28 protein-coding genes are annotated in these 26,303 nt (G+C 70.6%); 6 read left to right on the top strand and 22 right to left on the bottom strand.

Going from position 1 to position 26,303, the window contains the following annotated elements:
• Positions 1-173 precede the first annotated feature (173 nt).
• The 5 genes from ACWC5C_RS11640 (at position 174) to ACWC5C_RS11620 (ending at position 4,540) form a co-directional block, all read left to right on the top strand.
• Positions 174-1,559 carry a hypothetical protein gene (locus ACWC5C_RS11640; RefSeq protein WP_450875258.1) on the top strand — a complete coding sequence of 462 codons (1,386 nt, stop codon included), beginning with the start codon at positions 174-176 and terminating at the stop codon, positions 1,557-1,559.
• Entirely contained in the window at positions 1,556-2,506 is a 951-nt protein-coding gene (locus tag ACWC5C_RS11635) for a sigma factor-like helix-turn-helix DNA-binding protein (protein WP_450875257.1), read from the top strand. Before ACWC5C_RS11640 ends, ACWC5C_RS11635 begins: the two co-directional genes overlap by 4 nt.
• Positions 2,507-2,678: 172 nt before the next feature.
• Positions 2,679-3,107, top strand: a complete 429-nt coding sequence (locus ACWC5C_RS11630; RefSeq protein ID WP_450875256.1) for a hypothetical protein — start codon at positions 2,679-2,681, stop codon at positions 3,105-3,107.
• Positions 3,101-3,415 (top strand): hypothetical protein, encoded by a 315-nt coding sequence (locus ACWC5C_RS11625; RefSeq protein ID WP_450875255.1) that lies wholly within the window; start codon positions 3,101-3,103, stop codon positions 3,413-3,415. Before ACWC5C_RS11630 ends, ACWC5C_RS11625 begins: the two co-directional genes overlap by 7 nt.
• Positions 3,416-3,454: 39 nt before the next feature.
• Positions 3,455-4,540: an ATP-binding protein gene (locus tag ACWC5C_RS11620; RefSeq protein WP_450875254.1), complete on the top strand. Its 1,086-nt coding sequence runs from the start codon at positions 3,455-3,457 to the stop codon at positions 4,538-4,540.
• A gap of 10 nt (positions 4,541-4,550) precedes the next feature.
• Here ACWC5C_RS11620 and ACWC5C_RS11615 read toward each other — a convergent pair whose 3' ends face one another.
• From ACWC5C_RS11615 to ACWC5C_RS11520, 20 genes are all read right to left on the bottom strand, one after another.
• A complete protein-coding gene (locus ACWC5C_RS11615) occupies positions 4,551-5,435 on the bottom strand; it encodes an EamA family transporter (protein WP_450875253.1) in 885 nt (294 codons plus the stop codon).
• Complete coding sequence (locus ACWC5C_RS11610) at positions 5,432-5,926, bottom strand: YbaK/EbsC family protein (RefSeq protein ID WP_450875252.1); 495 nt, start codon at positions 5,924-5,926, stop codon at positions 5,432-5,434. The genes ACWC5C_RS11615 and ACWC5C_RS11610 overlap by 4 nt, the downstream gene beginning before the upstream one ends.
• Before the next feature lie 204 nt (positions 5,927-6,130).
• Positions 6,131-7,774 (bottom strand): penicillin-binding transpeptidase domain-containing protein, encoded by a 1,644-nt coding sequence (locus ACWC5C_RS11605; protein WP_450875251.1) that lies wholly within the window; start codon positions 7,772-7,774, stop codon positions 6,131-6,133.
• Between the two features lie 324 nt (positions 7,775-8,098).
• A complete protein-coding gene (locus ACWC5C_RS11600) occupies positions 8,099-9,364 on the bottom strand; it encodes a tyrosine-type recombinase/integrase (protein ID WP_450875250.1) in 1,266 nt (421 codons plus the stop codon).
• Between the two features lie 97 nt (positions 9,365-9,461).
• Positions 9,462-9,689 carry a helix-turn-helix domain-containing protein gene (locus ACWC5C_RS11595; protein ID WP_450875249.1) on the bottom strand — a complete coding sequence of 76 codons (228 nt, stop codon included), beginning with the start codon at positions 9,687-9,689 and terminating at the stop codon, positions 9,462-9,464.
• A 472-nt stretch (positions 9,690-10,161) separates the two neighbouring features.
• Positions 10,162-11,637, bottom strand: coding sequence for an ATP-binding protein (locus tag ACWC5C_RS11590; protein WP_450875248.1), 1,476 nt, complete (start codon positions 11,635-11,637; stop codon positions 10,162-10,164).
• Positions 11,638-11,639: 2 nt separating this feature from the next.
• The gene (locus ACWC5C_RS11585; RefSeq protein ID WP_450875247.1) at positions 11,640-12,518 is read right to left on the bottom strand and encodes a bifunctional DNA primase/polymerase; all 879 of its coding nucleotides are present in this window, start codon (positions 12,516-12,518) and stop codon (positions 11,640-11,642) included.
• Entirely contained in the window at positions 12,515-13,399 is an 885-nt protein-coding gene (locus ACWC5C_RS11580; protein WP_450875246.1) for a deazapurine DNA modification protein DpdA family protein, read from the bottom strand. Before ACWC5C_RS11580 ends, ACWC5C_RS11585 begins: the two co-directional genes overlap by 4 nt.
• Positions 13,400-13,489: 90 nt before the next feature.
• Entirely contained in the window at positions 13,490-14,173 is a 684-nt protein-coding gene (locus tag ACWC5C_RS11575; RefSeq protein WP_450875245.1) for a hypothetical protein, read from the bottom strand.
• A complete protein-coding gene (locus ACWC5C_RS11570; protein ID WP_450875244.1) occupies positions 14,170-14,658 on the bottom strand; it encodes an AAA family ATPase in 489 nt (162 codons plus the stop codon). Before ACWC5C_RS11570 ends, ACWC5C_RS11575 begins: the two co-directional genes overlap by 4 nt.
• A 23-nt stretch (positions 14,659-14,681) precedes the next feature.
• Positions 14,682-15,101: an ASCH domain-containing protein gene (locus ACWC5C_RS11565; protein WP_450875243.1), complete on the bottom strand. Its 420-nt coding sequence runs from the start codon at positions 15,099-15,101 to the stop codon at positions 14,682-14,684.
• A 13-nt stretch (positions 15,102-15,114) separates the two neighbouring features.
• Positions 15,115-15,441, bottom strand: a complete 327-nt coding sequence (locus ACWC5C_RS11560; protein WP_450875242.1) for a hypothetical protein — start codon at positions 15,439-15,441, stop codon at positions 15,115-15,117.
• 40 nt (positions 15,442-15,481) lie between these two features.
• On the bottom strand, positions 15,482-15,673 hold the full coding sequence (locus ACWC5C_RS11555; protein WP_450875241.1) for a hypothetical protein: 192 nt from the start codon (positions 15,671-15,673) through the stop codon (positions 15,482-15,484).
• 224 nt (positions 15,674-15,897) lie between these two features.
• Entirely contained in the window at positions 15,898-18,111 is a 2,214-nt protein-coding gene (locus ACWC5C_RS11550) for a hypothetical protein (protein ID WP_450875240.1), read from the bottom strand.
• A gap of 94 nt (positions 18,112-18,205) precedes the next feature.
• Entirely contained in the window at positions 18,206-19,984 is a 1,779-nt protein-coding gene (locus tag ACWC5C_RS11545) for a hypothetical protein (protein ID WP_450875239.1), read from the bottom strand.
• 229 nt (positions 19,985-20,213) lie between these two features.
• Positions 20,214-20,465 (bottom strand): hypothetical protein, encoded by a 252-nt coding sequence (locus ACWC5C_RS11540; RefSeq protein ID WP_450875238.1) that lies wholly within the window; start codon positions 20,463-20,465, stop codon positions 20,214-20,216.
• A 236-nt stretch (positions 20,466-20,701) separates the two neighbouring features.
• Entirely contained in the window at positions 20,702-21,778 is a 1,077-nt protein-coding gene (locus ACWC5C_RS11535) for a hypothetical protein (protein WP_450875237.1), read from the bottom strand.
• A 39-nt stretch (positions 21,779-21,817) separates the two neighbouring features.
• Positions 21,818-22,195 carry an RRQRL motif-containing zinc-binding protein gene (locus tag ACWC5C_RS11530; protein ID WP_450875236.1) on the bottom strand — a complete coding sequence of 126 codons (378 nt, stop codon included), beginning with the start codon at positions 22,193-22,195 and terminating at the stop codon, positions 21,818-21,820.
• Entirely contained in the window at positions 22,195-22,524 is a 330-nt protein-coding gene (locus tag ACWC5C_RS11525; protein ID WP_450875235.1) for a hypothetical protein, read from the bottom strand. The genes ACWC5C_RS11530 and ACWC5C_RS11525 overlap by 1 nt, the downstream gene beginning before the upstream one ends.
• Entirely contained in the window at positions 22,521-22,814 is a 294-nt protein-coding gene (locus tag ACWC5C_RS11520) for a hypothetical protein (protein ID WP_450875234.1), read from the bottom strand. The genes ACWC5C_RS11525 and ACWC5C_RS11520 overlap by 4 nt, the downstream gene beginning before the upstream one ends.
• A gap of 670 nt (positions 22,815-23,484) precedes the next feature.
• Between ACWC5C_RS11520 and ACWC5C_RS11515 the strand changes: the two genes are divergently transcribed.
• Positions 23,485-24,861, top strand: a complete 1,377-nt coding sequence (locus ACWC5C_RS11515; protein WP_450875233.1) for a hypothetical protein — start codon at positions 23,485-23,487, stop codon at positions 24,859-24,861.
• On the opposite strand, the gene ACWC5C_RS11510 is transcribed toward ACWC5C_RS11515, so the two are convergent.
• Together ACWC5C_RS11510 and ACWC5C_RS11505 are read right to left on the bottom strand one after the other, a co-directional pair.
• A complete protein-coding gene (locus tag ACWC5C_RS11510) occupies positions 24,858-25,760 on the bottom strand; it encodes a phosphotransferase enzyme family protein (protein ID WP_450875232.1) in 903 nt (300 codons plus the stop codon). The genes ACWC5C_RS11515 and ACWC5C_RS11510 overlap by 4 nt on opposite strands.
• Positions 25,757-26,212: a GntR family transcriptional regulator gene (locus ACWC5C_RS11505; protein WP_450875231.1), complete on the bottom strand. Its 456-nt coding sequence runs from the start codon at positions 26,210-26,212 to the stop codon at positions 25,757-25,759. The genes ACWC5C_RS11510 and ACWC5C_RS11505 overlap by 4 nt, the downstream gene beginning before the upstream one ends.
• Positions 26,213-26,303 lie beyond the last annotated feature (91 nt).

Here is a 26,303-nt window from a genome sequence, read left to right as displayed (position 1 = left end):
TGCCCAGACTGGGGATCCTTCCGGGGGTGAGAGTCGTAGGGGGCGGCTCTCCCGGGGGGAATCACGGGGGACAACGCGTGGAGCGGACACGGGGGTTACGGGGCGCACGCGCGCGTACGGGGGAGCCACCGGCTCAGCGGCACCGGCTCGCGCGGCGGGACATGGAATGGCAGATGCTGCGCATCCTGCTGATCTTCCGGCTGATGCACGCCATCCAGTTCGCGGTGACCGTGCCCGGTATCGCGGGCCATCTCGCCCACCGCACGGGCGGGTTGGTGCTGCTGGTGGCAGTGGTGGCCGAATCGCTGTGGTTCACCCTGTACATCGTCCGCAACCACCGGCGGGTGGCGGCGCGCGACGAGGAGGACCGCGCCGCCGACGACCGGGGCGACGCCCGGCCGGTCGTGTACGACGGCCTCGCGGCCGGTGTCGAACTGTGCTCCGCCGTCGCCTCCCTGTGGGCCTGCGTCGTGGTCATGGGCCCCGACCGGGCGCAGGACATGGCCCCGCTGCTGGTGCTCACCACCGAGCAGATCTCCGGCGCGAGCATCGGCTCGGCGCTCGGCCAGCCGCTGCGCGTCCTCGTCGCGGGCACCGGCGCGGTCGCCGCCTCGTACGCCGCGGTGATCGCCCTGGGTGTCCCGGAGGCGCTGACCCACTCCGATGTGCTGATCGGGCTCACCGGCTACGCGGCGCTCGCCTATCTGATCCGGCGCGGCGCGCTGTATCTGCTGCAACTCGCCGCCGACCTGGGCGATATGAGCCTTCAGCTGCACGAGGTGCAGCAGCGGCGGCTGCTCGCCATCGAGCTGCACAACCACATCGGCCACACCCTGGGCGCGTTCCAGCGGATCGACGTGACCGACACCGATCAGCTCGCCTCGCTGCGCACCTCCGCGATGGTCGCCCTGGAGCGGCTGCGCACCTTCATCAGCACCGGCCGGTTCAGCGCGTCTGTGCCGCTGATCGGCATGGTCCACCGGCAGGTCGCGCTGGCGGCCAACGACACCCTCACGGTGGAGCCCATCGTCACCGAGCGCGTGGTCGGCGCGGCGGCCCGGGTCCGTCCGCACGAGGTGGAGCTGCTGGAGGCCGCGCTGCGCGCGCTGCTGATCAACGTGGAGCGCAGCGCCGGGGTGCGCGAGGCGCTGCTGCACGTGGACATCGTGAACGGCCCGGCCGCCGGTGCGGGGGAGCTGGTGGAACTGGTGGTCACCGACGAGGGCGCCGGGTTCCCGCCCGAGGCGCTGGCGGCCGGGGTCGCCGGGATGCGCTCCCTGGCCGTCCATCAGCGGCTGCTGGCGGAGTACGGCGGGGCGCTGCGGGTGCTCTCGGTGCCCGGCCTCACCCAGGTGACGCTGACCCTGCCGATCGCCCCCGCACCGGCGGCGGCCGAGCGCGCGCCCGGCGCGCGGGACGGGCGCGTACGCGGCGTACGGGGGCGCGGTGGACGGGCCCGGGGCGGACGCGCGCAGGGCGGGCGCGCACAGGGCGAACGGGCGCGGAAAGCGGTCACGGCGGGAGAGCCGGGGGAGCCGGGGAAGGAGGCGTCGGCATGACGGACGAGAGCGGGCGCGGCAGCGGGCAGCCCTTACAGGTGGCGGTGGTCGAGGACCACGAGATGACCAGACGGGGCCTGGTGGCCGCGCTGAACGCGGACCCGCGGCTGACCGTGGTGAGCGCGGTCGACTCGGTGGAGGGGCTGGACATCAGCGGCGCCGAGTACGACGTGTGCGTGGCCGACCTGATGGGCGTCGGCACCGCCGAGCAGTTCGCCGACCTGGTGCGCCGGTCGGACGTGGTGGTGTGCACGGCCGCCGAGCAGTGGCGCCAGCGCGTCGCCCCCTGGGTGTGCGGGGCGCGGGCGGTCTTCGGCAAGACGGTCGGCGCGGCCGTCCTCGCGAACGCCGTATGGGACGCCCGGCACCATCCGCACTGGCTGAAACCGCATCTGGCGTCCGCCCTGGAGACCGCCGTCCGCGAATGCGGGCTCACCATCCCGTCGTACCTCGCCGAGCTGCTCGCCCGCACCGCGCGCGGCACCCGGGTGGCCTGGATCCTGGAGGAGCTGGACGTCGCGGACAGCCGCTACCGGGAAGACCTGGAGCTGTTCCGGATGCAGTGCGCCCGCACCGGACTGGGCCAGCTGACCCTGCTGGACACGCTCTACATGGCCTCCTCGGCCGAACAGCCGCCCGCCCACCAGCCCGTGGTGTTCTCCCACTGGGCGGCGGGCCTGAGCGAGGGCCAGGTGCGGGCGCTGGAGTGGTACGCGGACGGCTATTCGTACGAGGAGACCGCCGCCCAGCTCGACGTGAAGGTCTCCACCGTCCGCACCCAGATCGACCGGGCCATGACCGCCTGCGGCATCAGCTCCAAACCGGCTGACATCCGCATGATGTTCGCGATGTACGTCTGCTCCCGGCACACCAAACCCGACCAGCTGCTGCGCCGCCTCACCGCGCTCGGCGCCCATGCGCCGCGCCGGGGCAACGGAGCGCCGTAGGCCCCGTACGTCCCGTACGCGGGCCGGTGTCGGTTTCTGTCGTACGCGGTGACGACAGCGGCGCCCCGAAATTCCCGCCGCGCCGTGGGACGCGCGGCGACACGCGGGGCGAGGAGCATCGGAGGTGCCGGGCCCGGCACCTCAGCCGGGCCCGCCCCACGGGAGGTCACCCATGGCAGAACCCCTCGTCCCCGACGACAAGCCCGCCGCCAACCCCCTGCTCGACACCGTCGACCTGATGCTGCGGCAGATAGACACCCTCATCGACTGGGGCGACCAGGTCGGCGAGGCCCGGGACGGGCTCGCCGCCAGGCGCGCCCCGCTGCGCCCCGTCCTCGGCTACGCCGACGTGGTCGCGTTCCTGGTCCGCAACCGCCCCCGGGTGCCGGAGGCGGAGGCCGGGGCCGTGCTGCGGCGGCGCCGGGGCCGCGAATACCTCGTCCAGACCTTCTTCCTCGACGCGGACAACGCCCCGGTGCGCGGCACCGGTACGCCCGCCCCGGTCTGGGTCTGCCGCACCCGGCAGCTGGACGAGGAGCTGTCCGCGGCCTTCGGCGACAAGGACCTCATCATCTTCGGGAAGGCGGTGCCCTCGTGCTGAGCCTGCTGGCCATGGTCCTCGTCGCGCTCGGCGGGCTCGGGGCGGTCGCGGTGGTCTACGTGGTCGTCGTGACCATCGAATACCTCGCCGACTGGTTCCGGGCCCGCAGCGAGCGGCTGCAGACCGACCCCGATCTGCGCTGCGTCACCGTCTCCGAGTCCATCCGCGACGGCAATGTCGCCTATGTCCAGGGGTTATTCGACACCTCGCGCGAGCAGTTCGTCGAAAGCCGCCGCGTCGAGGGCAAGCAGGCCGACGAGCGCGTCCGCAACGCCCACGCCAACCACCAAGTCGCCGTCTGGGGCTGACCCCCGCCACCCGCCCTCGGGCGGGGAGAGAGGACACCGGTGAAACACCACGGAGCCACCGCCACCGCCTTCGCCGTCACCGGCATACCGCACGGCGCGGACGACGTGGAGGCGGGCTTGCTGCGCACCCGTCTGATCGCCGCCGCCAAGGCGTTCAGCGGCCATCACGGACCCCAGCCGCTCACCGTCACCATCACCAACCAGCCGCCCGGCGCCCCCACCGCGCCCCCGCGCGCCGATGAGCCGGGGCCGCGGCGCGAGGCGGACGAACCGTCGGAGGCCGAGCGGGCCGCGCGCTTCACCGCGACCGCCCCGCTGCACAGCTTCGACCGCCTCGTCCTCCCCGCCCGCACACTCGACCAACTCCTGCGCGCGGTGCACACCGTGGAGCAGCGGCGGGTCCTGTACGACGACTGGGGGCTGCGCAGCATCCAGCCGCACCCCAGCTCGGCGGTCAACCTGGAGGGCGCCCCCGGCACCGGCAAGACCCTGGCCGCCCACGCGATCGCGGACCGGCTGGGCCGCCCGGTGATCGCGGCCCGCGCCTCGCAGCTGGAGAGCAAGTTCCACGGGGAGGGGCCGAAGAACCTCGGCGCGCTCTTCCACGCCGCCCGCGAACAGGGCGCGGTGCTCTTCCTGGACGAGGCGGACGCGCTGATGTCCGCCCGCTTCGAGACCACCAGCCACGGTTCGGAGCACGCGGTGAACGCGATGCGCAGCGAGATGCTGACCGCGCTCGACGGCCATGAGGGGCTGGTCGTGCTCGCCACCAACCTGGTGACCAGCTACGACACCGCGTTCGACAGCCGCGTCTGGCATGTGCGCTTCCCGAGCCCGGACCGGGCGGCCCGTGTCGAGATCTGGCGCCGCCATCTGCCCGACGCCCTGCCGCTGGACGGCGACGTCTCCCCGGAGCAGCTGGCCGCCGTCGACGACGTCACCGGGCGCGACATCTGCCGCGCGGTGATCGACGCGGCCGCGGAGGTGCTGCGCACCGGGCGGCCCCGGGTGACCCAGGTCGACCTGCTGGCGTCCGTGCACCGCATCAAATCCACCCGCCCGCACCGCCCGGCCCCGACCCCGCTCCCCTCCCAAGCCGCCGCCCCGGCCGCCCGGCCGGACTGAGCCCGCAGGCTCAACCCGGGTGCCACATCAGGCCGATGCCCGCCACCATCAGGCCCGCCGCCGCGATGCGCGGGGCGCCGAAGCGCTCCTTGAAGAAGAGGGTGCCGATGGCCGCGCCCACGATGATGGACGACTCGCGCAGGGCGGCGACGGGGGCGAGCGCGGCGCGCGTCTGGGCCCACAGCACCAGGCCGTACGCGCAGACCGAGAGGACGCCGCCGAGCAGGCCGCGCACGGCGACCGGGCGGAGCTGGGCGGCGAGCGCGCGGCGGCGGGTGGCGAGGGCGTAGGCGGGGATCGCGAACCCCTCCAGGATCATCAGCCAGGCGATGTAGCCGAGCGGGGTGCCGGAGGCGCGCACGCCGAGGCCGTCCACGACGGTGTACGCGGCGATGGACAGCCCGGTGGCCACGGCGGCGGCCAGCGCGAGCCCGGGCCTGCCGCCGCGCCCCGCCGTAAGCGCGCCATCCGCCGCCGTACGGGCGCCCCGCGCGCCCCACAGCGCCACGCCCAGCAGGCCCGCCGAGGACACCGCGATGCCCGCCGCCTGCCAGGCGTCCGGGGTCTCGGCGGCGAAGACCGCGGCGAGCACGGTCACCACCAGCGGCGCGGTGCCCCGGGCGACCGGGTACATCTGGCCGAAGTCGCCCAGGTGGAACGAGCGCATGAGCAGTGCGTAGTACACGAGGTGGATCACCGCTGAGGCGATCAGATACGGCCAGGCGTCCGCCGCGGGCAGCGGGCTGAAGGCGGCCAGCACCACCCCGCACAGCGCCCCGCCGCCGCTCACCAGGGTGAAGGAGAGCAGCTGATCGCGGATGTTGTGGGCGATGGCGTTCCAGCTCGCGTGGGTGACCGCCGCGAGGAGGACCGCGGCGGCGACGAGCGGGGTCATCCGGTGGTGTCGCGTACGTCGGCCAGGGTCCCCTCGGCGTGCGCGATCAGCGACGTGGGGTCGAGGGCGAACACGGAGTGCGGGGTGCCCGCCGCCGCCCAGACGACTCCGTGGTCCAGCAGCCGCCGGTCGGCCAGGACCCGGGTGCGGGTGCGGTGCCCGAAGGGCGGTACGCCGCCGATGGCGTAGCCGGTCGTCTCGCGCACGAGCGCGGCGCTCGCCCGCCGTACCGCGCCCGTGTCCAGCGCGCGGCGCACCAGCTCGACATCGACTCGTGACGCGCCGTCCACCAGGACCACGACCGGCGCCCCGTCCGCCTCGAAGACGAGGGACTTCACGATCTGGCTCAACTCGCAGCCGACCGCCTCGGCCGCCTCGACGGCGGTGCGGGTGGCATCGGGGAAGCGCCGGATCTCCACGTCCAGGCCGAGGGCGCGCAGGGCTTCGGCGAAGCGGGGATGGGCGGCGGTGTCAGAGGTGTGGGAGGCCATGGCGCCGACGCTATCGGCGGCCGCCGGACCCACGCGAGGACATTTCGCGGTCGCCGCGGCGTCGTGCGCCGCACCCCGCACCCCGCACCGCACCCCCGGCCGCGCGGGAGCGCGACCAGACGGGCCCGTCCAACGGCAGAAAAGAAAGCCGGGCGGGCGCGGAATCACCGCGTCCGCCCGGCTCCTCAGCCATATGCCGGGGCGTCAGCCGCCCGCGCGCAGCAGGGCCGACACGATCGGGCCCGCCGTGTCGCCGCCGTGGCCGCCCTCGGGGACCACACCGGCGGCCGCAAGGTCGCCGTTGTACGCGGTGAACCAGCCGTTCGGCTTCTCCTGGTTGTCGACCTCGGCCGAGCCGGTCTTGGCGCCGAAGTCACCGCTCATCCCGGACATCGCCTGGGCGGCGGTGCCGGAGGTGGCGGTCAGGTTCATCAGCTTGCGCAGCTGGTCCTTGGTGCTCGACTTCATCGTCTTGCTCGCCTTGGCCAGCGTCCGGTTGTCCACGGACGGCGCGACCAGGTACGGCTGCCGGAACGTGCCGGTGGACGCCGTGGCCGAGACCGACGCCATGTTGAGCGGGTTCATCCGCACCCCGCCCTGGCCGATCAGCGACGCGGCCTTGGACGCCGCGGACTGGACCGGCACCGCGCCGTCGAAGGTGGGCACGCCGGTCTGCCAGTTGAGGCCGATGCCGAAGACATCACGGGCCTCCTTGGTCAGATCGTCGTCCTTGAGCTTCCCCGCCTGGCTGATGAAGGCGGTGTTGCAGGAACGGGCGAAGCTCTGCTCGAACGTGCCGTTCTTGATCTCGAACTTCTTGTCGTTCTGGAACTTCCAGCCGCCGTAAGAGAAGTACTTCGGGCACGGATGTGCCTTGCCGTACCCGGCCAGCCCCTTGTCGATCAGCGTCGCCGCCGTGATGACCTTCATGGTCGAGCCCGGCGCGTACGAGCCCTGGAGCGCCGTGTTGAAGCCGCTCGCGGGCGAGTTGGCCACCGCGAGGATCTCACCGGTGCTCGGCTTGACGGCCACCACCGACGCCTTGCTGCGCTTGCTCACCTGCTGTTCGGCGGTGGCCTGCAGCTTCGCGTCGATCGTCGTCTTCAGCGTGCCCGGAGTGCCCTTGGAGAGCACCTTCAGCGTCTCGTCGGGGGACTTGGAGCCCTTGCCGCGGGCGATGAAGGTCTCCACACCCGCCTTGCCGCCGGCCTTCTTCCCGTACCGCTCGCGCAGCCCGGACAGCACCGTCTTCAGCGTCGGGTGGTCGGTGGCGCTCAGCTCCGTACCGTCCCGGTCGACGGCCTTGATCGGCGGAGCCTCGGACTCGCCGGTCTTCAGGGTGTCGCCCTCGCCCAGCTTGGGGTGGACGACCGAGGGCTGCCAGTCGACGACCGGCTTGCCCGTCTTGGTGTCGCGGGTCACGGACAGCGCGGATTCATACGTCCAGGGGACGCTCTCACCGCTGTTCGAGATCTGGGCGTTGACCGCGAACGGCACCTTGGCGCCGCTGGCCTGGCCCGGATTCAGCTCCACCTTGTCGATATGGGCTTTCTTGCGGTAATCGCTCAGCGCCGCGGCGGCCGCGTCGCTGTCGTCCGTCAGGGCGGCGGCCTTCGCCGTCTCGCCCGCCGACCATGCCGCCAGGAACGTGCGGGCGGTGGTCTTGACTTCGGCCGCGCTGGGCGGGCCGGTCTTCACCTTCTTCACGGTGTTCTTCTCGTCGCCCGACGCGTTCGCGCCGTCCTGGGAACCCGACGAGTCATCCTGGCCGCTGCCGCAGCCGGCAACACTGACGACCATGGCGGCGAACACCGCACTGACGATCGCGGCTCTCGCGCCACTCCGCATGCAGAACCCCCACTGTGTTCTTCGAGTCCCCCCACCGGTGCGGTGGGGGCCGCGGTCCGACGCACTCTACCGGCATCGTGTGAACCTCCCGCGACCCCTTCGGAACGCCTTCTTCCGGGGGCCTGGCCCAGTCTTGAGATCCAGGGAGCCAGATCCAGGGAGCCAGATCCAGGGAGTCAGATCCAGGTGTCCAGCCACATGCGGGCCCGCCAGGCATCCATCGGCATCGTCTGGCCCGTGTACAGCGGGAAGAAGTAGATGAAGTTCCGATTCTCTAACGTTTGGGTGGCCTGACCAGGGATTTAGTCCCTGACCAGGCCATTCCTACGCGGCCTGGGCCGTCTCCGGGCCGTCCAGCGGCCTACCGGAGGCCCGATAGAGGGTGTCGACCGCCCTTCGGGTGCGCCCCTCGCTGCTCGGCATCAGGTGAGTGTAGACACGCAGCGTGAATCCCGGGTCACTGTGTCCGAGGTACGTGCTCAGAGCCCGGATGCTCTCGCCAGCGTCCAGCAGGACCGATGCGTAGAAGTGCCTGAGCGCGTGCATGCCGTGCTCCCGTGCGGCCTGGTATCGCTCACCCTTCTCGGGCTCCGGGATAAAGCCAGCGGCGGCCAGAGCTGGTTTCCAGAGATGGTCATCGAAGTGACTCGACCGCACGGCCCGTCCGGCACGGCCTGTGAATAGCAACTCTTTCGTGACCGTGGGCCCGTCGGGCTTGAGCCACGGAAGGGTCACCTTGACGGTGGGGAATTGCTTCAGGTGCTCTTGGAGCGCGGCGCCGACTGCGGTCGGCAGTGGCACATCACGGAGCTTTCCGCGCTTCGGTGGGGCGAAGACGAACTTGCCCCGTACCCGCTTGAGCTGCTGTCGAACAGCAAGCCAACCGCCGTCGAAGTCCACGTTGTCGATGGGCAGGCCGAATATCTCGCCCTGCCGCAACCCGCATCCGCCGCCCACGTCGATCATCGCGCGGTACCGCTCGGGTAGCGCGGCCCGGACGGTGAATACCTGATCAGGCGTCCAGGGGACCACCTTCGACGGGCTTCCTTGAGGCCCCTTTACGGATTTGGCCAGACAGGGGTTTCGCGACATCAGCCCGTCGTCCACAGCCGCACTGAAGACGCTTGAGACGATTCCGAAGATGATCCGCCGATATGAAGCCGCCGGTACGGAACTCTCCAACTCGCTCAGCCAGCTTCGGACGTGTCCGGGCTGGAACGACGCCAGGGGGCGCGTTCCGATGTACGGGAAGGCGTGCAGCCGCAGACGGCGTTCCGCTGAATCCTGGCTGTTGATGTCTGTGGTGTGTGTCGCAAGCCACTGTTCCCCGTACTGCTGAAAGGTGATCCGTGCGGCGCGGGGGTCGATGTACTGTCCGCGCGACATGTCGGCAGCGGTGTTGGTGAGCCACTTCTCGGCGAGGCGCTTCTGCTTGTCGGGGAATGACTTGCTCTTCTCGGTGCCGTCCGGGCCGATGTAGCGGGCACGGTAGCGCATGCCCGTTCCGTAGCGGTCCGTCTTTACCTTGAAGGGCTCGCCGTTGGCGTCGGTCTCGGTCTTGTACCAGCGGTCTTGGATGTGGCCTGCCACCGAATGTGTTCCCTTCTCGGGCAGAGCAGAGCAGGGGGGCGGAACCACATGGCTCCGCCCCCCTGCGGGTTGTGAATGCGCTCGTGGGTTGTCGCCGTCAGGCGGCGGTGTCGGCCGCCATGCGCTCAGCGGCCCAGCGATGGACGGCGGCGGGGTCGTAGCGGACGTGCTTGCCGACGCGGAATCCGGGCGGGCCGATGCGCTTCTTGCGCCAGGCGTAGACGGTCTCTTTGGGTACCTCGAACATTTCGGCGATGTCGTCGGGGGTCAGGTAGCGGTCCGGGAGTCCGGCCCGCAGTGTGGCTATGGCGGATGCCTCTGCCATGTGGCGGTCTCTCCTCCGCAGCGCGGTGGGCGGGGTCTTTGGGCTTTGCCTGGCTCGCGTCTGTCCGAGGTGCGGATTTCTGCGGCATTGCGTCATCAGCGTCATTCGGGCTTCTGACCTGCAACTTTGTGTGACGTAGTGGTCCGGGGGTGCGTCATCGCCGTGTCATGGGCTGCGTCATCGCATGACGCAGATGACGCAGGATGACGCAGAACCCGCCGTCTGCGTCATTGCTATAACCACAGGTCGGCGGCCGTTTTTGTGCCCGCATGACGCAGATGACGCAGCGTCTCTCCTCTTAGGACAAAAGAGGGGCGGTGTCTGTTGTGGTGCGGTTCCGCTTCAAGCGTGAAGAAGGAGCCGCTGCGCGGCGCGACCATCGCAGGGCGGCGCCGCCGCCGAAGAGCAAGAAGAGCACGCCTCCGCGCTGGTGCTCCTCTTGCTTGTCCGGACGAGCGCGGCGCGGCGCGGATCAGAACATCCGCTTCGCCTCGTGCGGCGGCGCGGCTTGCAGACGGGTCATTTCGAGATAGCGGCCCTCGCTGGTGCGGCCCGAGTCGATGAGAACACCACGAGCGGTAAGCGTCGGCTGGAGGCGCTTGAGCCGGTCGGACAGGACCTTGCCCGTGGTCGGCCAGCCTTTAGGCAATGGACGCAGTTCGTCGCCGCTGTAGAGACGGCTGAGGCAGTGCAGCCACTCGGTCGACGTCATGCGCTGCGCAGCACCCGGTTCGATGTGGTCGGCGTGCTTGAGGACCGTCTGCGCGAGGAGGTCACCTTCGATCACGTCGTCATTGAGGTCATCCAGGCTGGCCCGATAGGCATCCAGCGACCGGAGGCCGGTCGCCGCGTCGAGCTGCGCGCACAGGTGCGCGAAGTCGGCCATGCGCAGGTCGGTGGGGGTCTCCGCCTCGACTGCGCGGACTTTGACCGTGAGGTCTAGGAGCGAGCCGAGCACGACGGGCAGAATCTCCGCGTACTCCGCCCACAGCTCAGCCTCGGTCCGCCGGACCTTGGGCCGCTCCAGACGCAGCGGCAGCAGCCGTTCGGCAAGGTCACCTCGGATGAGGCCCACGTCGATACCGGTCAGCAGCAGAGGTCGCCGGTAGCCGACGCGAAAGACGTCCCCGTCCGTGAACAGAGCACGCTTGACGTTCTCGGCCCCGGTGACAACGCAGCACACCGCGTCGGACAGGTCCGGCGTCAGATGGGACAGGTTGTCCAGGGCGGTGACCCATCCGGCCGCGACCGCCGCGATCAGGTTCTCCTCATCCTTCGGGGCCCGGCGAAGGTCGCCGCTCATGCCCTCGATGATGCGCACGAGCATCCGCCCGCCGGTGGACTTGCCCGCGCCCTGGGGGCCGGTGAGGAAGGGGGCGGGGACGGGCACGGACGGTCCGAGACAGCCGATCAGCCAGGCGATGGCCAGGCACTCGGTCTCCGCGCTGGCGAAGTTGCACAGCCTCAGCAGGAGGTCGATGCCCTTGCCGTCGGTGTCCTTGGCGGGCAGGGGCAGTTCCCCGGTGAGCTGGGTGCGTCGCCAGCACACCTCGCGCGGGTCGGGGATGGCGATGTCCCAGCCGGTGGGGTGGATACGGACGGACTGCCCGTCACTGCGGCCCAGGTCCAACCAGGTCGCGCCGTCGAATCCGGGCGCGACGCGGATGTGGACGGGCTGAACGTCTTCGTCTAGCGCGAGTGCTTCGATCAAGTCCAACGCCTCCTTGAGCGCGGTCCCGTTGAACACGCCGCGCCCGTCCTTGAACAGGCCGACCATGAGTTCCTGGCGGTGGCTGCCCGTGGTGCCCTGTGAGCGGATCGGGCGGGCCACGGGGTGGCCGTTCTTCTGCGCGTACACGGTCCCGTCGGCGGTGCGGAAGTACCGGAAGTGCGCCTGTGCGTACTCCGTGATGACTTCGCGGGCCGGGGTCTTCTCGTCGTCGGACATGGTCACAGTCCCAACTTGGCGCGGGCGTTGGTCCAGGCGTCGGTGCAGTGCCGGGGAGATTCGCCCTTGGCCTGCGCTGCGGTGAACAGTCGCGCGACGTGGGTGTCGGTCAGGCAGCCGCACCGGCCGTGCGTGGAGAGCACGGCGAGGAACGTCCGGTAGACGGTGGCGTGGATCGCGCTGCGGGCATCGGTGATGCGCTGCTCGGCCATGGCGACGCCACGCTCCAGATAGGCGGGCGTGCGGTGGCGACACTCCCCGCCCCCGGCTGGTGCGGGCACAGTGACGGCGCACGGAGCCACCGGGACCATGGTGGGACTCTTCGCTGCCAGCGCACCTACGGCCGCTGGCAACGCCGCCATGGAACCCGTGCCGGGCCCGCGCCACCGCGCGTAGGCCATCGTGGACTTGAGGTCGACACCCTCACGGACGCCGTTCACCGAGCGCATGGCGCCCTGGTAGATCCAGTGCTCCCCACGGGTGGTGGGCACGGTCCGGGTGGCTGGGAGGGTCTGGCGAGCCCAGGCGACGGCCGATGGGTTGTCGAGGTCCACGACGGTCAGCCCGGCGCCGCCGGGGTGGTAGGCAACGGCCACCGCCTGTCGCCACGCCGGGGCCCAGGCGGGAGAGGTGATGACGGCGGGGTCGATGGTGGCGGCGGCCCAGGCATGGCAGACGGCGGGGCACTGGCAGGGGCCCGGGTCCTTCATGTTCGGCCTTCCGCCACAGGCGGCCCTGCCCGTGCGGACGTCCTTCGCGCAGATGCGGCAGTTCCCGAACGGGACCTTGCCCCGACGCAGGGGCAGCACTGGCAGACCGAACGCGGCCAGTTCCAGCGCGGTCCGAAGGGGCGCAAGCGTGGCCAGATGAGTGCTGGTCATGTGTGAGAGCTCCCTTCCGGGGCGAGCCGGTGCGTGGGCATCTTCGCCAGGACGCGGTCACGCCACCGCAGGGCGTAGGGCAGGCAGTTGGCGCAGTTCTTGTGCGTGGTGTGACCGGGGAGGGGCGGGCGGTTGCGGGCGTGGATGCTCCATGCGGCGGAGTCGGCGGAGGCCAGCAGGTGACCGACGCGTTCCAGGCCGAGAGTCTTGAAGCCGAAGCCGTGGAGCCGGTAGCCGCGAGCGGCCATGGCCGTGACGATCGCGGCACCCTGGGCCGTGGACTGGAGGCGACACACGGAGCCAAGGCCCACGGTGGGCTCTGCGCGCAGGTCTACGCCGTAGTACTCGTACAGGTCGGCGCATGCGTGGTAGTCCGGGATGGTCTGGCCCTGGAGGGTGGGGATGATCCGCAGGTTGGGGGCCAGGGACCGCAGTTCCAGGAAGTTGTGCACGGTGCGGCGGCGGTGTTCGGCGACGCTGAGGTGCGTCCCCACGAAGGTGAGGGGTCCGGCGGTGCCGCCGTTGATGATCAGGTCTTCGCACATCCAGTCCTGTCCGGCGGCCCAGTCGTAGGGGCCGATGTGTTCCCAGATCCGGCGCAGGTCAGCCACGTACTGGCGGGGGGTGCGGGTCCAGCGGCCGTGTCGCTGGAGTTCGGTGAAGCCGCCGGAGTCCACGGCATAGCGGCCGATGGCCCGCAGCGGCTTGACGGCCGAGGCAAGGTGCTCGGACTTCAAGAACAGCGGCACCGGCGTCTCCCGCAGCCAGTGCTTTTTGTGGGTGGTCAGGTAGAACCGCATGCCCCCGGGGCGGGCGGCTGCGTCCGGGAGCTCCCGCGCCGGGCGCGGGATCACTCGCCGGATGACGGTGGGTTGGGTCATGCTGGATACCTCCAACAGGTCTGTTGTGGGCTGGTTGGGCCGGGGCGACCGCGCATCTTTGGCGAGAGCGGGCGGTCGCCCCGGGCGTAGCTAGCGGCTGGTCTGGGCGCGAGCGTGCCGGGCGCGGGGCTCCAGCAGCGCGAAGTGCAGCGCGGATTCGGCGAGCTGGCCGTAGGCGTACGTGGCGTCCGGGACCCCGGTCGCGGTGTCGAGGGCCTCGTGCAGTTCACCGGCCTCGTGGTCGGAGAGCTGGGGCTGCTCGTCCAGGTACTCGGCGAACATGCCCGCTTCCTCGCAGAGGGCCCACCGGGCATGGGCCTGGACGAACTTCGTGTAGCCGCTCCAGCGCTCCAGGCCCGGCATCAGCGCCGGGATCGGGCACAGCTCACCGGGGATGACGTAGAACCCTTCCCGGCTCCGGCCGAGCTGCACAGCGTCGGGCTGCTGGCCATCCAGGACGCGCAGGATGGCCCACGCAGTGCCATAGGCGTACCCGGTGGCGGTCTGGGCGTAGAGGTTGCGCAGCTTGTACGCCTGCTCGCTGAGGGTGTCGCCGATGGTGAACAGGGCGGCGTCGTGCGGGCGGAACGGCACACCGCCCGGGTCCCGGCCGTCGAGACGCACTTCCCCGTCTACCGGCCGGAGCCGGTCGAGGTCATAGGCGTCACGGGCCAGTTCGGCGGTGCGGGCGGCGCGCTGAGCTTCGCGGGCGGCGGCGCCGAGGGCGTACACGCTGTCGGTGAGGGATTCGAACCAGGGCATGGGGCTGGTCATGGTGTCGTGCTCCTGTCGCAGGTCAGGTGGACGGTGCGGATGCTGGTGAAGCCTTCGGCGGTCAACTGCTCGGCTGTCGGGGTCATCTCGTGCAGCTCGCGCACCACGTCATGGGGGACCTGACGGGCCCGGGCGTTGTTGCGTGCCTGGCAGAGGGCCAGCGGCAGGTCGAAGAGGACCGCCACGGCGGGACGCTGGTAGTAGCGGGCGCGGGCCAGGAGTCCGGCGCGGACATGGGGCAGGACATTGGTGCTGTCCACGACGGTGGTCAGCCCCCGTGCAAGTCGAGCCTCCAACAGGAGGTTCTGGATCTGGGCTGCTGTGGGTGTGGCGGACTGATCGGCGGCGTCATCGGTGGCCATCTGGCGAAAGTCGTCCAGGCACAGACGACCGGTCGGGAAGTGACGGCGGGCGTAGGTGGACTTGCCCACCCCGGGTGAGCCGACCAGGACGATGAGGCTTCCTGGAGTGTATGAAGCTTCCACGTGGCTGGCGTTCCTCTCCGGGGTCAGATGGAAGGGTCAAGAGCGGTGGTTTGAGTGATGACGGATTCGATGACTGCCTGATCGGGAGTCCAGAACCCCAGGGCGCCCCTGGCGGGCACGGGGTGGCGCAGGCGGCGGACGTCGGCGAGCTGCCAGTGGTAGACGTCGCTCTCTCCCCACGGCGCACAGCAAGCGTCGGCACTGCGGTGGCAATCGGCGAGCGAGGCGACGGCCACGATGGCGCTGCGGCTGTTCGGCCAGGAGTCGAGGGCGTCCCAGTCAGTGATGAGGAAGCGCCCCATGGGGTCGTAGGACGCTCCCGCGTGGATGAGGATGCGCCCGCCGATGTGCTTCTCCGGCACAGGCCAGGTGCGGTTTTCGGTGGTCTTACCGCCGTGGGCGATGGCGTCTGCCCACGGCTGGCGCACGGTGAGTGCGTGCATGAATCGGCGCTCCCTACTTGTTCTTGGAGCCGAAGAGCTTGAGGGTGATGCCGCCGACTCCGATGGGTCCGGCGACCGCTCCAGCGATCGCGGTTGCGGTGTGGGCGGCGGTGTCCATCAGCCAGCACAGGGCGGCGGCCAGTCCCCAGCCCCCGGCGACGACGGCCCCGGCGATCGCGAAGGGGATCAGGATGCGCCGCCAGGGGAAGCCGGTCGGCTCGGTGTCGTGGACGACGATGACGACCGGCTGTCCGGTGGCCTGTGCGCGCTGGTAGACGTCGGCGGGTATGTGGGGTGCGATCGTGCCCGGGATGGGGTTGCGCGGGTCCTGCTGCTGCATGACTGCCTCCGGGTCGGATGCGGGGATGTGGTGAGGCGTGTCAGCCGATGCGGCTGAGCGAGTCCGCGAGGGACTGCAGGGCGTCGTTGATCGCGGGGGCCGCGCCGGTCGAGGCGAGGCAGAAGCCGAACAGGGCAGCCGCGATCGCGCCGCCGGGGCTCAGCACGCGCTGGCGGAGCATGAAGAAGACGACGACGCCGAGCAGCGCGGCGGCGGACAGTGAGACGACCAAGGGGAGCCCCTTCCACGAGTCGCGGGCGGCTCCCATGGGTGTGGGAGCCGCCCGCGCTGGTTACGTTCTGTTGCTGCTAGTGGGTAGTGAGTACTGGGTAGTGGGTAGTGGGGTGCCTACTGGGGACGCCCTGTTGAAGGCCCCCATGGGCAAGGGTTCGGGGGGTTAGTGGGTAGTGGGGTGTTGGGCCCCGCTACCCACTAACCAGTAGCTGAGCGTGACGCTCAGGCGTGGTCGGGGTGGACGTAGACGGAGTGGGGTCCGCGGTCCCGGTAGACCAGCTCGCCGCGCTCGGCGGCGGCCTTGAGGGCTTCGCGGACGGTCTTGCGGTCGCGGCCGACCATCTCCGCGATGGCGGCGGGCTTCATGCCCATCGCCCCGGCGGAGGCGATCGCCTCGATCGCCATCGGCAGCCACTCCGGGCCCGCCGCACCAGCCGGTGAAGGCTCCTCTTCCGCCGGGGTCTCGGCGGCCTGCTCGGTGATGCGCTCGAACTCCGCCAGGGCCCGCGCGATGGCCGCAGCCACCTGCGGGTCATCACCGCTGGGCGACTGCTCTCCGCCCGTGGCCGGTTCCGGGGCCGGTGTGGGCGGCTGGCCGGGCTGATCGGCGTCGGGCTGCCAGTTCTTGGCCTTCTCGATGTAGTAGTCCATTGGCCGCATCGGGGTCAGGGTGCCGATGTCCCCAGCGGGCGGCGTCTGGCTGGTGCTGCCCTCGGCGTGCGCCGCGCGCGATTCGGTGCGGGCGCCGGTTCCGGCCGGGGTGGGCAGGCCGAGGGCGTCCAGCAGCCATTCGATGCGCCCGGGGTCGGTCCAGCGGTCGTGGTAGCCGAAGGGGGCGGCGTCTTCCTGGGATGCGGCGTCCAGGTCGGGGCGGATGGCCCAGCGGGCGACCGCCAGTTCCTCGATGTCGTGGCGGGGGCTGCCGTCCGGCTGTTCGTCCTCGTCGTTGGCGTAGTAGACCTTGCCGCGCTCGGGGCCGGTGCCGCCTTCCTGGGCGCGCTGTTCGTCGAGGATGTAGAGGCTGCCCCGGCCGGGGAGCTTGGACAGGTCGACTTGCTGGTAGTGGCCGGGGAAGACGAACTGGCCTTCCTGCTTCTTGGCGAAGCGCATGCCGATCACGGTGTCGTACTGCGAATCGACCTCACCGCCACCGGTGTTGGGGCCGGTGCCGCGCTGGACGGCGTCCACCACGTCCACGGCGGCCTTCCGGCCCTTCTTCAGCAGCCGGATCTTCGCCTTGAGCGCTTCCGGGGTCCATGCCATCAGGTCCGAGTTCTCATCGGAGAGGACGATGACGGCGGGCTCGGTGTTCTTGGGCTGGATCTTGCCGCCCTTCATCCGGCGGGCCCGCCCGTCCGTGATGGCCAGCGCGGCATTCAGCAGCCGCACGGCCTCCCCCGGGGAGGTTGCCACCCAGTCCAGAATCGGCCGGTCGATCAGGCGGCCCTCGCGGTCTTCCCACTGCTGAGCCCACGGACGCAGCCACCGCTTGGCGGTGTTGCCCTGCGCCATATCGATCATCCAGATCACCGCGTCGGTGCAGCGGGTCAGACAGGCGATGATCACATGGAGCAGGACGCTCTTACCCGACCCCTTCATGCCCGCGATCATGATGCTGACCTGCCGGAACAGGATCTCGATCGGCTCCCCGGACTCCAGCAGCCCCAGGGTGAGGGGTTCGCGGATGGTCAGCGGGTGGTCATCGCCCGGCAGGTTGATGGTCTCGGCGAGCACGTTGCGCGTGGTCACCTGCAGGACGGCTTCGGAGGCGAGCCCGGAGTCACTGCGGACCAGGCGCAGGGAGCCGGTGCGCAGGTCCCCCTTGCGGACCTCCAGGGTGGGCAGCAGCGCGAGCAGTGCCTCGTAGGAGGTGTTGGCCAGGCTCAGCGGCAGGGCGTAGCCGCCGCGGGTGGAGGTGCATTTGCCGACCTTGACGCCGCGAGCACCGACCTCTTCGAAGAGCTGCTGCCACTCCTTGGCGTTCCCGAAGCTCGCGCCGGACTCGGCCGCCCACTGAGCCGTGATCTGCTCGGCGCGCAGCCCCCGGTCGATGACGTAGAAGGGGGTCAGCGCGGCGGTGGCCGCACCCAGGGCCGCAGCGGAGGCCAGCGTCCAGGGGGTGCCGTGCGCGGTCCAGTTGATCCAGGCGTAGGCCGCGCTGGTCCACGCGGTGGTGAAGCCGGTGTGGAACCAGCGCTTGGCCCTGGACGGTTCGGTGGGGGTCGGCGCGGTGCGCAGGAAACGGGAGGCAGCCGCGGCGGCGATCCCGGTCAGGGAGCCGACGCCGATCCACCCCAGCGGCAGAGCGTTTCCGGCGTCCGCGGCCAGTCCGAGCCCGAGCCCGCCCGCGTAGACGGTGGCGGCGGTGAACAGGGGGGTGGACACGACGCCGTGCCGCCAGGGGATCGGCTCGTGGTTGCGGGGGCGGCTCAGCATGAGCAGAGGTCTCCGTTCGGATCGGGGGCGAGCCGGAAAACGCGCAGGGCAGGCCGAGCGGTCGCGGCCTGCCCTGCGGTGGGACGGGGCGGGGTCAGCTGTTGGCCGACTGGTCCCACTTGGCGCCCTGGACGGTCGGGTTCTCGATGTTGTCGATCTGCTCGGCGTGGATGATCCGGTAGAGCGTGGGGATCGAGTCCAGCCGACCGGCCAGCGCGTGCGCGTACACGGCGGTGTCGTCGTAGGCGTCAGGGATGGCCGGGTTGACCTTGAAGTTCTCCCGGCTGGAGTGCGCGGCCATCGCGATGACGTCGCCGATGGCCCGCTGGATCTCCGCGAGGCTGTTGATGGTCGCCTCGTAGCCGACCATGTTCCCGGCCGGGTTGAGCACCATCATGGCGCCAGCGGTGCGGACAGCGTCGGCCGCGTAGTGCAGCGGCAGCGCCGGTTCGATCGAGGACACGGGGACTCCCTTCACAGCGGGGGCGGTGGAAATCTTGGTGGGGCTGTGCACCGGCCGGTGCACAGCCGCCGTCCGGCGGCCAGGAGCGGACGCGCGGCGGCGGGGGACGGTCGGTGTGCTGCCGCCGCCGGTGTGCCGGTACATCCAGCGGTTCAGCCACCCCCACGTGCCCGTCCAGGCCAGAGCCCGGGCGGCGGGGGTGGTCAGGGTGTGCAGCACGCGGGCCAGCGGGCGCAGCCAGTTCGGCCCCATCGTGGAAAACCGCACCGACCCAAGCGCCATGTGAGCCTTCAGCAGGCCCCGGGAGCCCAGCCGCCAGGCACGCGCCAGCAGTGGCGTCCCGTAGCGGGCCACCGCGCGGGCACCGGCCCGGAAGGGGACGGCCGCCTTACGCAGCCGCCGCCGGGTCAGGGCGCTGGTGTGCTTGCGCAGCTTCCGCCCCGCCCAGTACTGGGCCCGCCGCAGGGCGTTCATCGGGGCCTTACTCCCGAACCGCCGGGTGTGCTTGCTCATGGCGGCCCGGTTCTTGCGGGAGCCGGGCTTGGACTTCTTCTTGGGATGCGTCTGCGGCTTGGGCCGGGCCTTCAGCCGTTTGGCATTGGGCGCCTTGCCGCCGGACCGGCCGCGGTTGACGGCCTTCCCGATGGCCTTGGCCGCCTTCGCAGCCCGCTTCGTGGCCGAGGCGGCACCGGGCTGCGGCGCGGCCTTGTAGCCACCCTTGATGCCGCTCGGCTGCTGCTTCCTGCCCGCCTGCTGCTTCCCGCCCGATGTGAGCGGTCGGCCGCCACTGGCCGGGGCGGTCGGCGTCTTGCGGCCCAGGGCCCGGGCCAGCCGCCCGGCCGCCCCCGGCATCGACGCGCCAGCGCCGCCACGCTGCAGTGCCGCACCGGTCCCGCCCGGCTTACGCGCCGTACGCGGTGATGCGGCAGCCGGGGCGCTACGGCGGCCGGTGCCACCGGTAGCAGCGGCGTTGCGGCCCAGCGGGGCGGGCCGAACGCCCGTGGCATTCGGCACGGCGGCCAAGGGCCTCTTGCTCGCCGATGCCAGCCCGCCCGGCTTACGCGACGCCGACGTACTGCCCCGACGATGCGCAGCAGCGGGGTTCGCCCCGGTGCTCCTGCTGGCCAGGGTGCCGGTCCCCGCACGGGCGGAAGGGGCCTTGCCGCGGGTCTGCGTGCGGCCCGCCGGGTGGGCGGCGGTGCGATGACCGCGGCCGGGAGAGCCCAGGGTCGAGCGTGCCAGATGGGGCGGGCGGGCCCGCCGAACGCGATGTCGGGCCCGCACCACCAGCGCGGTCGTGGCGACCGCCGAGCAGGCCACCGCAGCCAGGATCACCGCGGACAGGCCGAACTGGTGGATCAGCCAGCACAGACCGATCAAACCGGTCAGCGCACCACCAGGCGCCAGCACCCCACCCAGCGTCTGCCCCGGAGCCGACGACGGCTCCGCATTCCGCGCGGCTGGTGCCGCCTCCTGCCTACCCGCCCCAGGGGCGCGCCTGGGGCGGACTACCGCTTCCGTCGTGGTCTCGGTCATGCTGAAGTCCTCCAACTCGAAGCATCGGGAAGGGGACCGGCGCGGCCCACGAGCTGCCAGGCCACATGGGGCCGCGCCGGGTGAATCAGTCCCTACTCGCTACTCAGAGCTGGTTGCGCTCCAGCGAGAAGAACACGACGTTGGCCCCCTTCAGCTCCGGCTTCTCGCGGGCGACCTCCTCCAACAGCACCTCGTAGATGTCCGCCCGGGTGTCATCGGGGCGGGGCGTGAAGGTGTTGGTGAACGTCACGGTGACGAAGCCCTGCCGGTGCGGCTTCTGGAGGGTCAGGACGAAGTGGTGCGAGCCCTGCTGCTGAGCGGCCGAGCTGGTGGTCTGCTGAGTCTGGGTGGTCACTGCGGTTTCTCCCTGTCGCATCGGGTTGATCGGGCGGCGCGCGGCCTCTTGGCGGGCCGTGGCCGTGTGGGATGTCGAGGTCAGCGCGCCGGGTCTGCTCGCCGGGTCTGCGTAGGTGCCGCTCGCCGGGGCTCACCGGGTCTGCTTCACTGGTGCGGTCGACTGCTTCCGGCAGTCGCAACGAGGGCCAGCCCAATTGGCGTGGGCTGGTCCTCATTGGTGGTGCCGGACGCTTTTCAGACGTCGGATTCTTCGTGGGACATGAGCGAGCCCCACGCGCGGCGCACCCGCTGTTCTCCGCCGACGAAAGCGGCCTCGCGGAAGGCGGCCACGGCCTGGCGGTAGGACAGGGGCGGGTCGTCGGTGTAGCGCAGGTGCCGCAGGACGACCACGAGCTGTGCGTCCGTCAGCGGTTCCCCCACGACGGGTGTGGGAACGCCCGATACGGCCGCGATTTCGTCTAGCGTCACGGGCGGATCCGCCGGGGGCGTCACGGGCGTGACGGGCTCCGCCGGAACGGTCTCCGTCTCGGGCGTGACCTGCGTGTCTTCCTCCGTCACGGGGGGCGTGACGCCCGTGACGGAGGGCATGACACCCTCCTCGTCCGCGCCCTCAACAGCGAGGGGCGCAGGGGTGTCCGTGACGCCGTGGGCGGGGGGTGTGACGGGCAGGGCGAACATGCCCGCAAGAGCTGCGTCCGCGCCGGTCGTCATCCGCTCGCGCTGGACGTCGACCAGGTTCGCCCCGAGCAGCGCATCCCCCGCGCCGACCTTCTTCGCCAGCTTCCACGACTCCAGCTCCGAGCCGTTGCGAGCCTTCTTGTCGGGGTGGTTGGCGGCGCGGGCGCGGTGGTAGGCGAGCCGCTGCATGACGGCCGCGTTCCGGCGCTGCGCTTCGGCGTCCACGCCCGTGCGGTAGACCACGATCCGCCGGGCCAGCAGGCCCATGCCCTCGGCGGAGACGCACATGGCCAGGGGCGTGACGGCGAACACCACCGCCTCCGTCGAGTCCTTGGCGACCGCGACACCGGTCAGGGAGGCCACCGCGGGCAGCGTCCACAACCCGATCCGGACAGCCGCCGGGGCGGACTGGCCCAGCATGGTCAAGCCCACCAGGACCAGGGCGAGAACGAGCGTTGCGCCTTCACCGGCCGCGACCACGCCCAGCGCGGTAGCCGACCGGTGGAAGATCGATGTGATGTTGCTGTAGGTGCCCCACGCGCCCATGCCGCCGAACGCGACCATGGGCACCGCGGCGGCACCGAGTACGTATGCCTGTCCCTTGCTCAGGGACCTTTCCGGGGGGCTGCTCATCTCTTCTCCTTCGCACGGGGACCGCATGACCGGTCCTGGTCAGGCGGCGGTCTGGTCCTCGGGGTAGGCGCAGGGGACGCAGACCCCAAGGGATGCGGGGATGACGTATCCGGCATCGGTGCGGCACTGCGGGCAGGTGCGGCGCGCGAGCATCGCGCACGCCAGCGCCCGGCGCTTCGCGGGCGTCATCGGCCGCACCGGCTTGGCCTTGTCGAGCCGGTAGAGGTAGGCGACCAGCGGCCCGCGCCGGTAGCGCGGACGGAGGATCTGGGCTGCGACCGGCTGACCGCCGGGGCGCAGGCCACGGGCCCGTAACTGCCGTCTGGTCGCCAGCCCGTCCGGCGCATAGCGCCACGGGTAGGTGGGGATGCCGTGCCGGGCGCCGCTCGGATCGAAGTACTTGCCCAGCGTCGCCATCAGGCCGCCGTCCTCACCGGCACCAGAACGGGCACGTCGCTAAAGCCGGTCAGCTCCAGCTCGGCACCCGCGTAGTCGGTGGACGCCTTCAGGACGCGCGTACGGCCGCTGCTCTGCTCGCGGTAGTCCACGTGGTCCGGGGCGATGCCCAGCGCGTCCCGCCACGTCTCGAAGCCGGACAGGTCGTCGTGGAACCTCAGCTCCAGCCGGTCCGGGTAGATGGTCGACACGTGGATCTCCGGTGCGGGCAGGTGCCCGAAGTCCGTGGTCAGCAGGCGCAGCACGCGCAGCGGCACGGCCAGGTCGTCCAGCGTCAGCCCCTCGTTCATGCCGCGACCCCCTGACGTACCGGGCGGCGGCGGGCGGGGCGGGCCAGCGGGACCACGTTGAACAGGTCCGCGTGGTCCTCGACGGCCCGCGCGGCCAGGCGAACCAGGTCGTCGGCCAGGTCGCTGTACTCCGGGTCGGCCAGGATGTCGCGCGCCGCGTCCAGGCGAGCCGCGCGCTCCTCGTCCGTCTCACCCTCGACCCCGAGCCACAGTTCAACCGGGGTGCCCAGCGCAAGTTCCGCGAACTCCGCAGCGGTGACGGCCTCACGGCCAGCAACGATGCACTTCATAGGACGTCTCTCCTCACAGTGGAACGGCCCGAACAGCGCCCCGGGAGCTCCCGGGGCCGCGGGCCGTTGTCGTCGGCGTCTCGTGCAGTACGAGCGCTCACGGCCACCCGGCACTCAACGCCGCGCGCGGCGCCGGTGTCGGGGACCGTGAGCACTGGTGCTCAGCGCGGGCTCGTACGGCCCGCGGAAGGTTCTGCGGTGTCAGATCACGCAATGCCAGTCACCACCCCGAAGGGCGGAGATCCGGGCAGGTCACCCGGCCCGACATGGGCGGTCGGGATGGTGACCCGCACCCATCGACCACACGTGTGCATGTGGCTGGGTCGGCACGCTGTTGAGTTCTCAAGCAACGAGCACTTCCTTCGGGCCCGTTTCACGGGGTCCTCCGGGCGCACGGGTGGCACTCACCACTTTGTTTGCGTGGTGTGTACTACCTACCACTCACGTTGGCAGATCGATTCCGGGCCGTCAAGCGCTTGGCTTTCGAACTCGGGGCCGCCGACCTGCCCTGCGGCGATGACTCGACTATCGCCAAGGGGAGGCGGCTTCGGGAGCGTGTACTTGGGGGTGCAGTTGTGCACTCGGACGTGCAAACCCCCTACACCCCCGCTCTGACCTGCGTAGAGTGGCGGTGCGTCAAACTGGGACTTCGAGCGTCCCTGGGGGATCCATGGCAGACCGGAACGCGAGGCTGGCCGCGCTCATGCAGGAGGGCGGTTTCTCGCACAAGTCGCTCGCGCGCGCGGTGATCGGCGCTGCGGCCCGCTCAGGCGATGACATCACCTGTGATCACACCTACGTCAGTCGGTGGCTCAAGGGCTCGATCCCCAGGGGGGATATGCCCCGCTTCATCGCTGAGGCCGTAGGGCGCAAGCTGGGGCGCACCCTCACGGTTGATGACATCGGGATGGGCGGCGCAGCCGTCTCCGCCGTACAGCCGAACCTCGGCCTTGACTTCGCAGACCGCCCGGAGATCGCCATCGTTACGGTGGCCGACCTCTGGCGAGCGGATCTCGCCGAAGCCGAGTCGGTGGTGAAGGCGCTCCCGGACTCCGCAGCCTGGAACGAAGCATCCGTCCGGTGGCTCGTCGCCCCGCCAGACGGTGAACTCGCTCGGTTGGGCAACAGGGCAGTCGGGGCCGTGGACGTGGAAATGGTGCGTTCCACCGCCGACTCGTTCAGCATGCTCGACGCGAAGTTCGGCGGAGGCCACGCGCGTCGTGCGTTGATTCAGTACCTGCACTCAGACGTCCGCCCGCTACTTGACGGCAAGTACTCCGACGTTGTGGGTAAACAGCTGCACTCGGCGGTCGCCGAAGCCCTCATGCTCGCCGGTTGGATGTCGTATGACAGCGGCCTCCACGGCATCGCGCAGCGGTACTTCATCCAGGCCCTGCGCATGACGCAGGCAGCCGGTGACAGGCTGCTCGGCGGCAGCATCCTCTCCGCCATGAGCCACCAAGCCAACTTCCTTGGTCGGCACCGGGAGGCTGCGACCCTGGCTCGCGCCGCGCTCACGGGCCCAGCCGGGAGCCTCACGCCCACGATGGCCGCGCAGTTCCGCGCGATGGAGGCGCGAGCACTCGCTCGGATGGACGACCCTCACGGCTGCGAACTGGCTCTCGCCGAGGCCGAACGCCAGCTCAGCCTTCGCACGGCGGACAGCGATCCGGAGTACATCGCCTACTTCGACCAGGTCGAGCTGGCGGCCGAGTTCGGGCACTGCTTTCGCGACCTCGGACGCTCCGTACAGGCCGTTGAGCGCGGCGCAGGTTCCATCTTCGGCGATGGCCTGAACAACCGCAGCGACTTCTTCGCGACGATGGTGCAGGCGGAGGCGTACATCAATCAGGGCGAGATTGCCCAAGGGTGCGACATTGCGCTGAGCGCGCTACGGCTCGGCGAGGGTCTGAAGTCAGCACGCTGCGGGCAGTACGTGCAGGAGTTCCACGAGCGCGTCAGCGACGGTATGCGGCGGACCGCGGAGTTCCGCGACTTCACGGAACAGGCCCGCGGCTTCCGCCTCTGGCAGCAGGTGAAGTTCTAGAACGGTGCCCAGTCGCGCCGCGATCCTCCGGAACGCAGCGTCTCGACGCGCTTCTCGACTTCCTCAGCGGCTCGCGGGTTCGTACCGGCATTTTGGGAGAGCCAGGTCACCATCAACAGCTCGCGGACGCTGCGGAGCACTGGATACCCGGACCACCGCCGGACGTCGAAGCCGTAGCCGTCCACGAAATCGGCGTACTCGGCCTCCGTGTGCCAGCCGAAGCTGTCGTAGTACATCGCTGTCTGCATGAGATCCCACTCGCGTGGGCCGGTGACGAAGCCGTCCAGGTCGATCACCTTCGGGCTGCCCGTGCCGTCGCGTAGGACGTTGCCGACGTTGAAGTCTCCATGCAGAGGCCCCGGCCGGAGCGCGAACTGCAAGCCCTCGTACTCGGACGAGAGATCCTCCGCCAAGGCGGTGAGGTACTCGCGGGTGTCGGAAGGGAGCACGGCCACGGCCAGGCGCTGCTCGACCTTGTCGAACGGCCGCAGCGGGGGCAGCGGAAAGGTCGGCGGAATCAGCTCGTGCAGCAGCCGCAGCAGGTCGCCCATTTCGCGAGTGCTGGCGTACGTATCTCCATCAGCCAGCCCCTCCCAGAAGGTCACGGGGTGGCCATCGACAACGACGGGTTGGTCGGCCTCCGTGACGAGTCGAGCCGCCGGGTACTGCGCTGTCGCAAGCCATCGAGCGATGGCGACCTCTCTGGTGACCGAAGGCAAGCGGTCGGGGCTGCGGCCAACGCGGGCGACGATCCGACCGCCGCTGATGCGAAAGACCGCATGGTCGCCGAAACGCAGCAGCTCGATGCCGTTCGGCTCTACGTTGGCGAGAGCACAGGCCCGGCGCAGGATGGTCTCTGCTGCGGCATGGTCGAACGCTGTCTGCTCGCTCGTCGTCATGTGGTGCTCTGGCCCTCCTGTCGAGCGGGTAGGGCGCGGACTTCCCGTCCGCGCACGGCCGCTTTGCCGATGAGACCCTGCCCTTCCATCTGCGCAATGGCAGAACGTACCGCCGTCCGCGAGGCGCTGAACTGGTCACACAGCTCCTTTTCCGTTGGGAACGGATCGCCGACCTTGACGCCCTCTGCTCGAAGTAGATCGGTCACCCGCTCTACCAACGGCCGCCGGTCACCGGTACCCGCCACATACCAGCCCGACCCCTGAACGGATACAACGACGCCCTCATGCCGGAGTTCCATGAGCGCGCGCTCGATTGTGCTGCGGCTGACCCCGTAGTCGCGCATCAGCGCCGCTTGGGACGGCAGCGCTTCCGTGATCTCGCTGTTCTCGATCTTCTGGCGCAGAGATTCCGAGATCTGCAAGTACGAACCTCGCGGACTGGCCTGCGGCACGTGGCCTACCTTTCCTCGTCCCTCGCCGACGACTTTGCTGGTGGCGCCTCATCGCCTCCAGCTTCCCATGTCAGACGCGACGGGCTGATGT

It is taken from the genome of Streptomyces sp. NPDC001700 (assembly GCF_053596435.1).
The sequence above is the reverse complement of the archived record's forward strand: the minus strand, read 5'-3'. Positions and strand labels throughout refer to the sequence as shown.

Bases quoted from the DNA above. Each gene is read 5' to 3' on its own strand.
- ACWC5C_RS11640 (WP_450875258.1), top strand. From the start codon at position 174: ATGCTGCGCATCCTGCTGATCTTCCGGCTGATGCACGCCATCCAGTTC.
- ACWC5C_RS11635 (WP_450875257.1), top strand. From the start codon at position 1,556: ATGACGGACGAGAGCGGGCGCGGCAGCGGGCAGCCCTTACAGGTGGCG.
- ACWC5C_RS11630 (WP_450875256.1), top strand. From the start codon at position 2,679: ATGGCAGAACCCCTCGTCCCCGACGACAAGCCCGCCGCCAACCCCCTG.
- ACWC5C_RS11615 (WP_450875253.1), bottom strand. From the start codon at position 5,435: ATGACCCCGCTCGTCGCCGCCGCGGTCCTCCTCGCGGCGGTCACCCAC.
- ACWC5C_RS11610 (WP_450875252.1), bottom strand. From the start codon at position 5,926: ATGGCCTCCCACACCTCTGACACCGCCGCCCATCCCCGCTTCGCCGAA.
- ACWC5C_RS11605 (WP_450875251.1), bottom strand. From the start codon at position 7,774: ATGCGGAGTGGCGCGAGAGCCGCGATCGTCAGTGCGGTGTTCGCCGCC.
- ACWC5C_RS11595 (WP_450875249.1), bottom strand. From the start codon at position 9,689: ATGGCAGAGGCATCCGCCATAGCCACACTGCGGGCCGGACTCCCGGAC.
- ACWC5C_RS11590 (WP_450875248.1), bottom strand. From the start codon at position 11,637: ATGTCCGACGACGAGAAGACCCCGGCCCGCGAAGTCATCACGGAGTAC.
- ACWC5C_RS11585 (WP_450875247.1), bottom strand. From the start codon at position 12,518: ATGACCAGCACTCATCTGGCCACGCTTGCGCCCCTTCGGACCGCGCTG.
- ACWC5C_RS11580 (WP_450875246.1), bottom strand. From the start codon at position 13,399: ATGACCCAACCCACCGTCATCCGGCGAGTGATCCCGCGCCCGGCGCGG.
- ACWC5C_RS11575 (WP_450875245.1), bottom strand. From the start codon at position 14,173: ATGACCAGCCCCATGCCCTGGTTCGAATCCCTCACCGACAGCGTGTAC.
- ACWC5C_RS11565 (WP_450875243.1), bottom strand. From the start codon at position 15,101: ATGCACGCACTCACCGTGCGCCAGCCGTGGGCAGACGCCATCGCCCAC.
- ACWC5C_RS11560 (WP_450875242.1), bottom strand. From the start codon at position 15,441: ATGCAGCAGCAGGACCCGCGCAACCCCATCCCGGGCACGATCGCACCC.
- ACWC5C_RS11550 (WP_450875240.1), bottom strand. From the start codon at position 18,111: ATGCTGAGCCGCCCCCGCAACCACGAGCCGATCCCCTGGCGGCACGGC.
- ACWC5C_RS11535 (WP_450875237.1), bottom strand. From the start codon at position 21,778: ATGAGCAGCCCCCCGGAAAGGTCCCTGAGCAAGGGACAGGCATACGTA.
- ACWC5C_RS11530 (WP_450875236.1), bottom strand. From the start codon at position 22,195: ATGGCGACGCTGGGCAAGTACTTCGATCCGAGCGGCGCCCGGCACGGC.
- ACWC5C_RS11525 (WP_450875235.1), bottom strand. From the start codon at position 22,524: ATGAACGAGGGGCTGACGCTGGACGACCTGGCCGTGCCGCTGCGCGTG.
- ACWC5C_RS11520 (WP_450875234.1), bottom strand. From the start codon at position 22,814: ATGAAGTGCATCGTTGCTGGCCGTGAGGCCGTCACCGCTGCGGAGTTC.
- ACWC5C_RS11515 (WP_450875233.1), top strand. From the start codon at position 23,485: ATGGCAGACCGGAACGCGAGGCTGGCCGCGCTCATGCAGGAGGGCGGT.
- ACWC5C_RS11510 (WP_450875232.1), bottom strand. From the start codon at position 25,760: ATGACGACGAGCGAGCAGACAGCGTTCGACCATGCCGCAGCAGAGACC.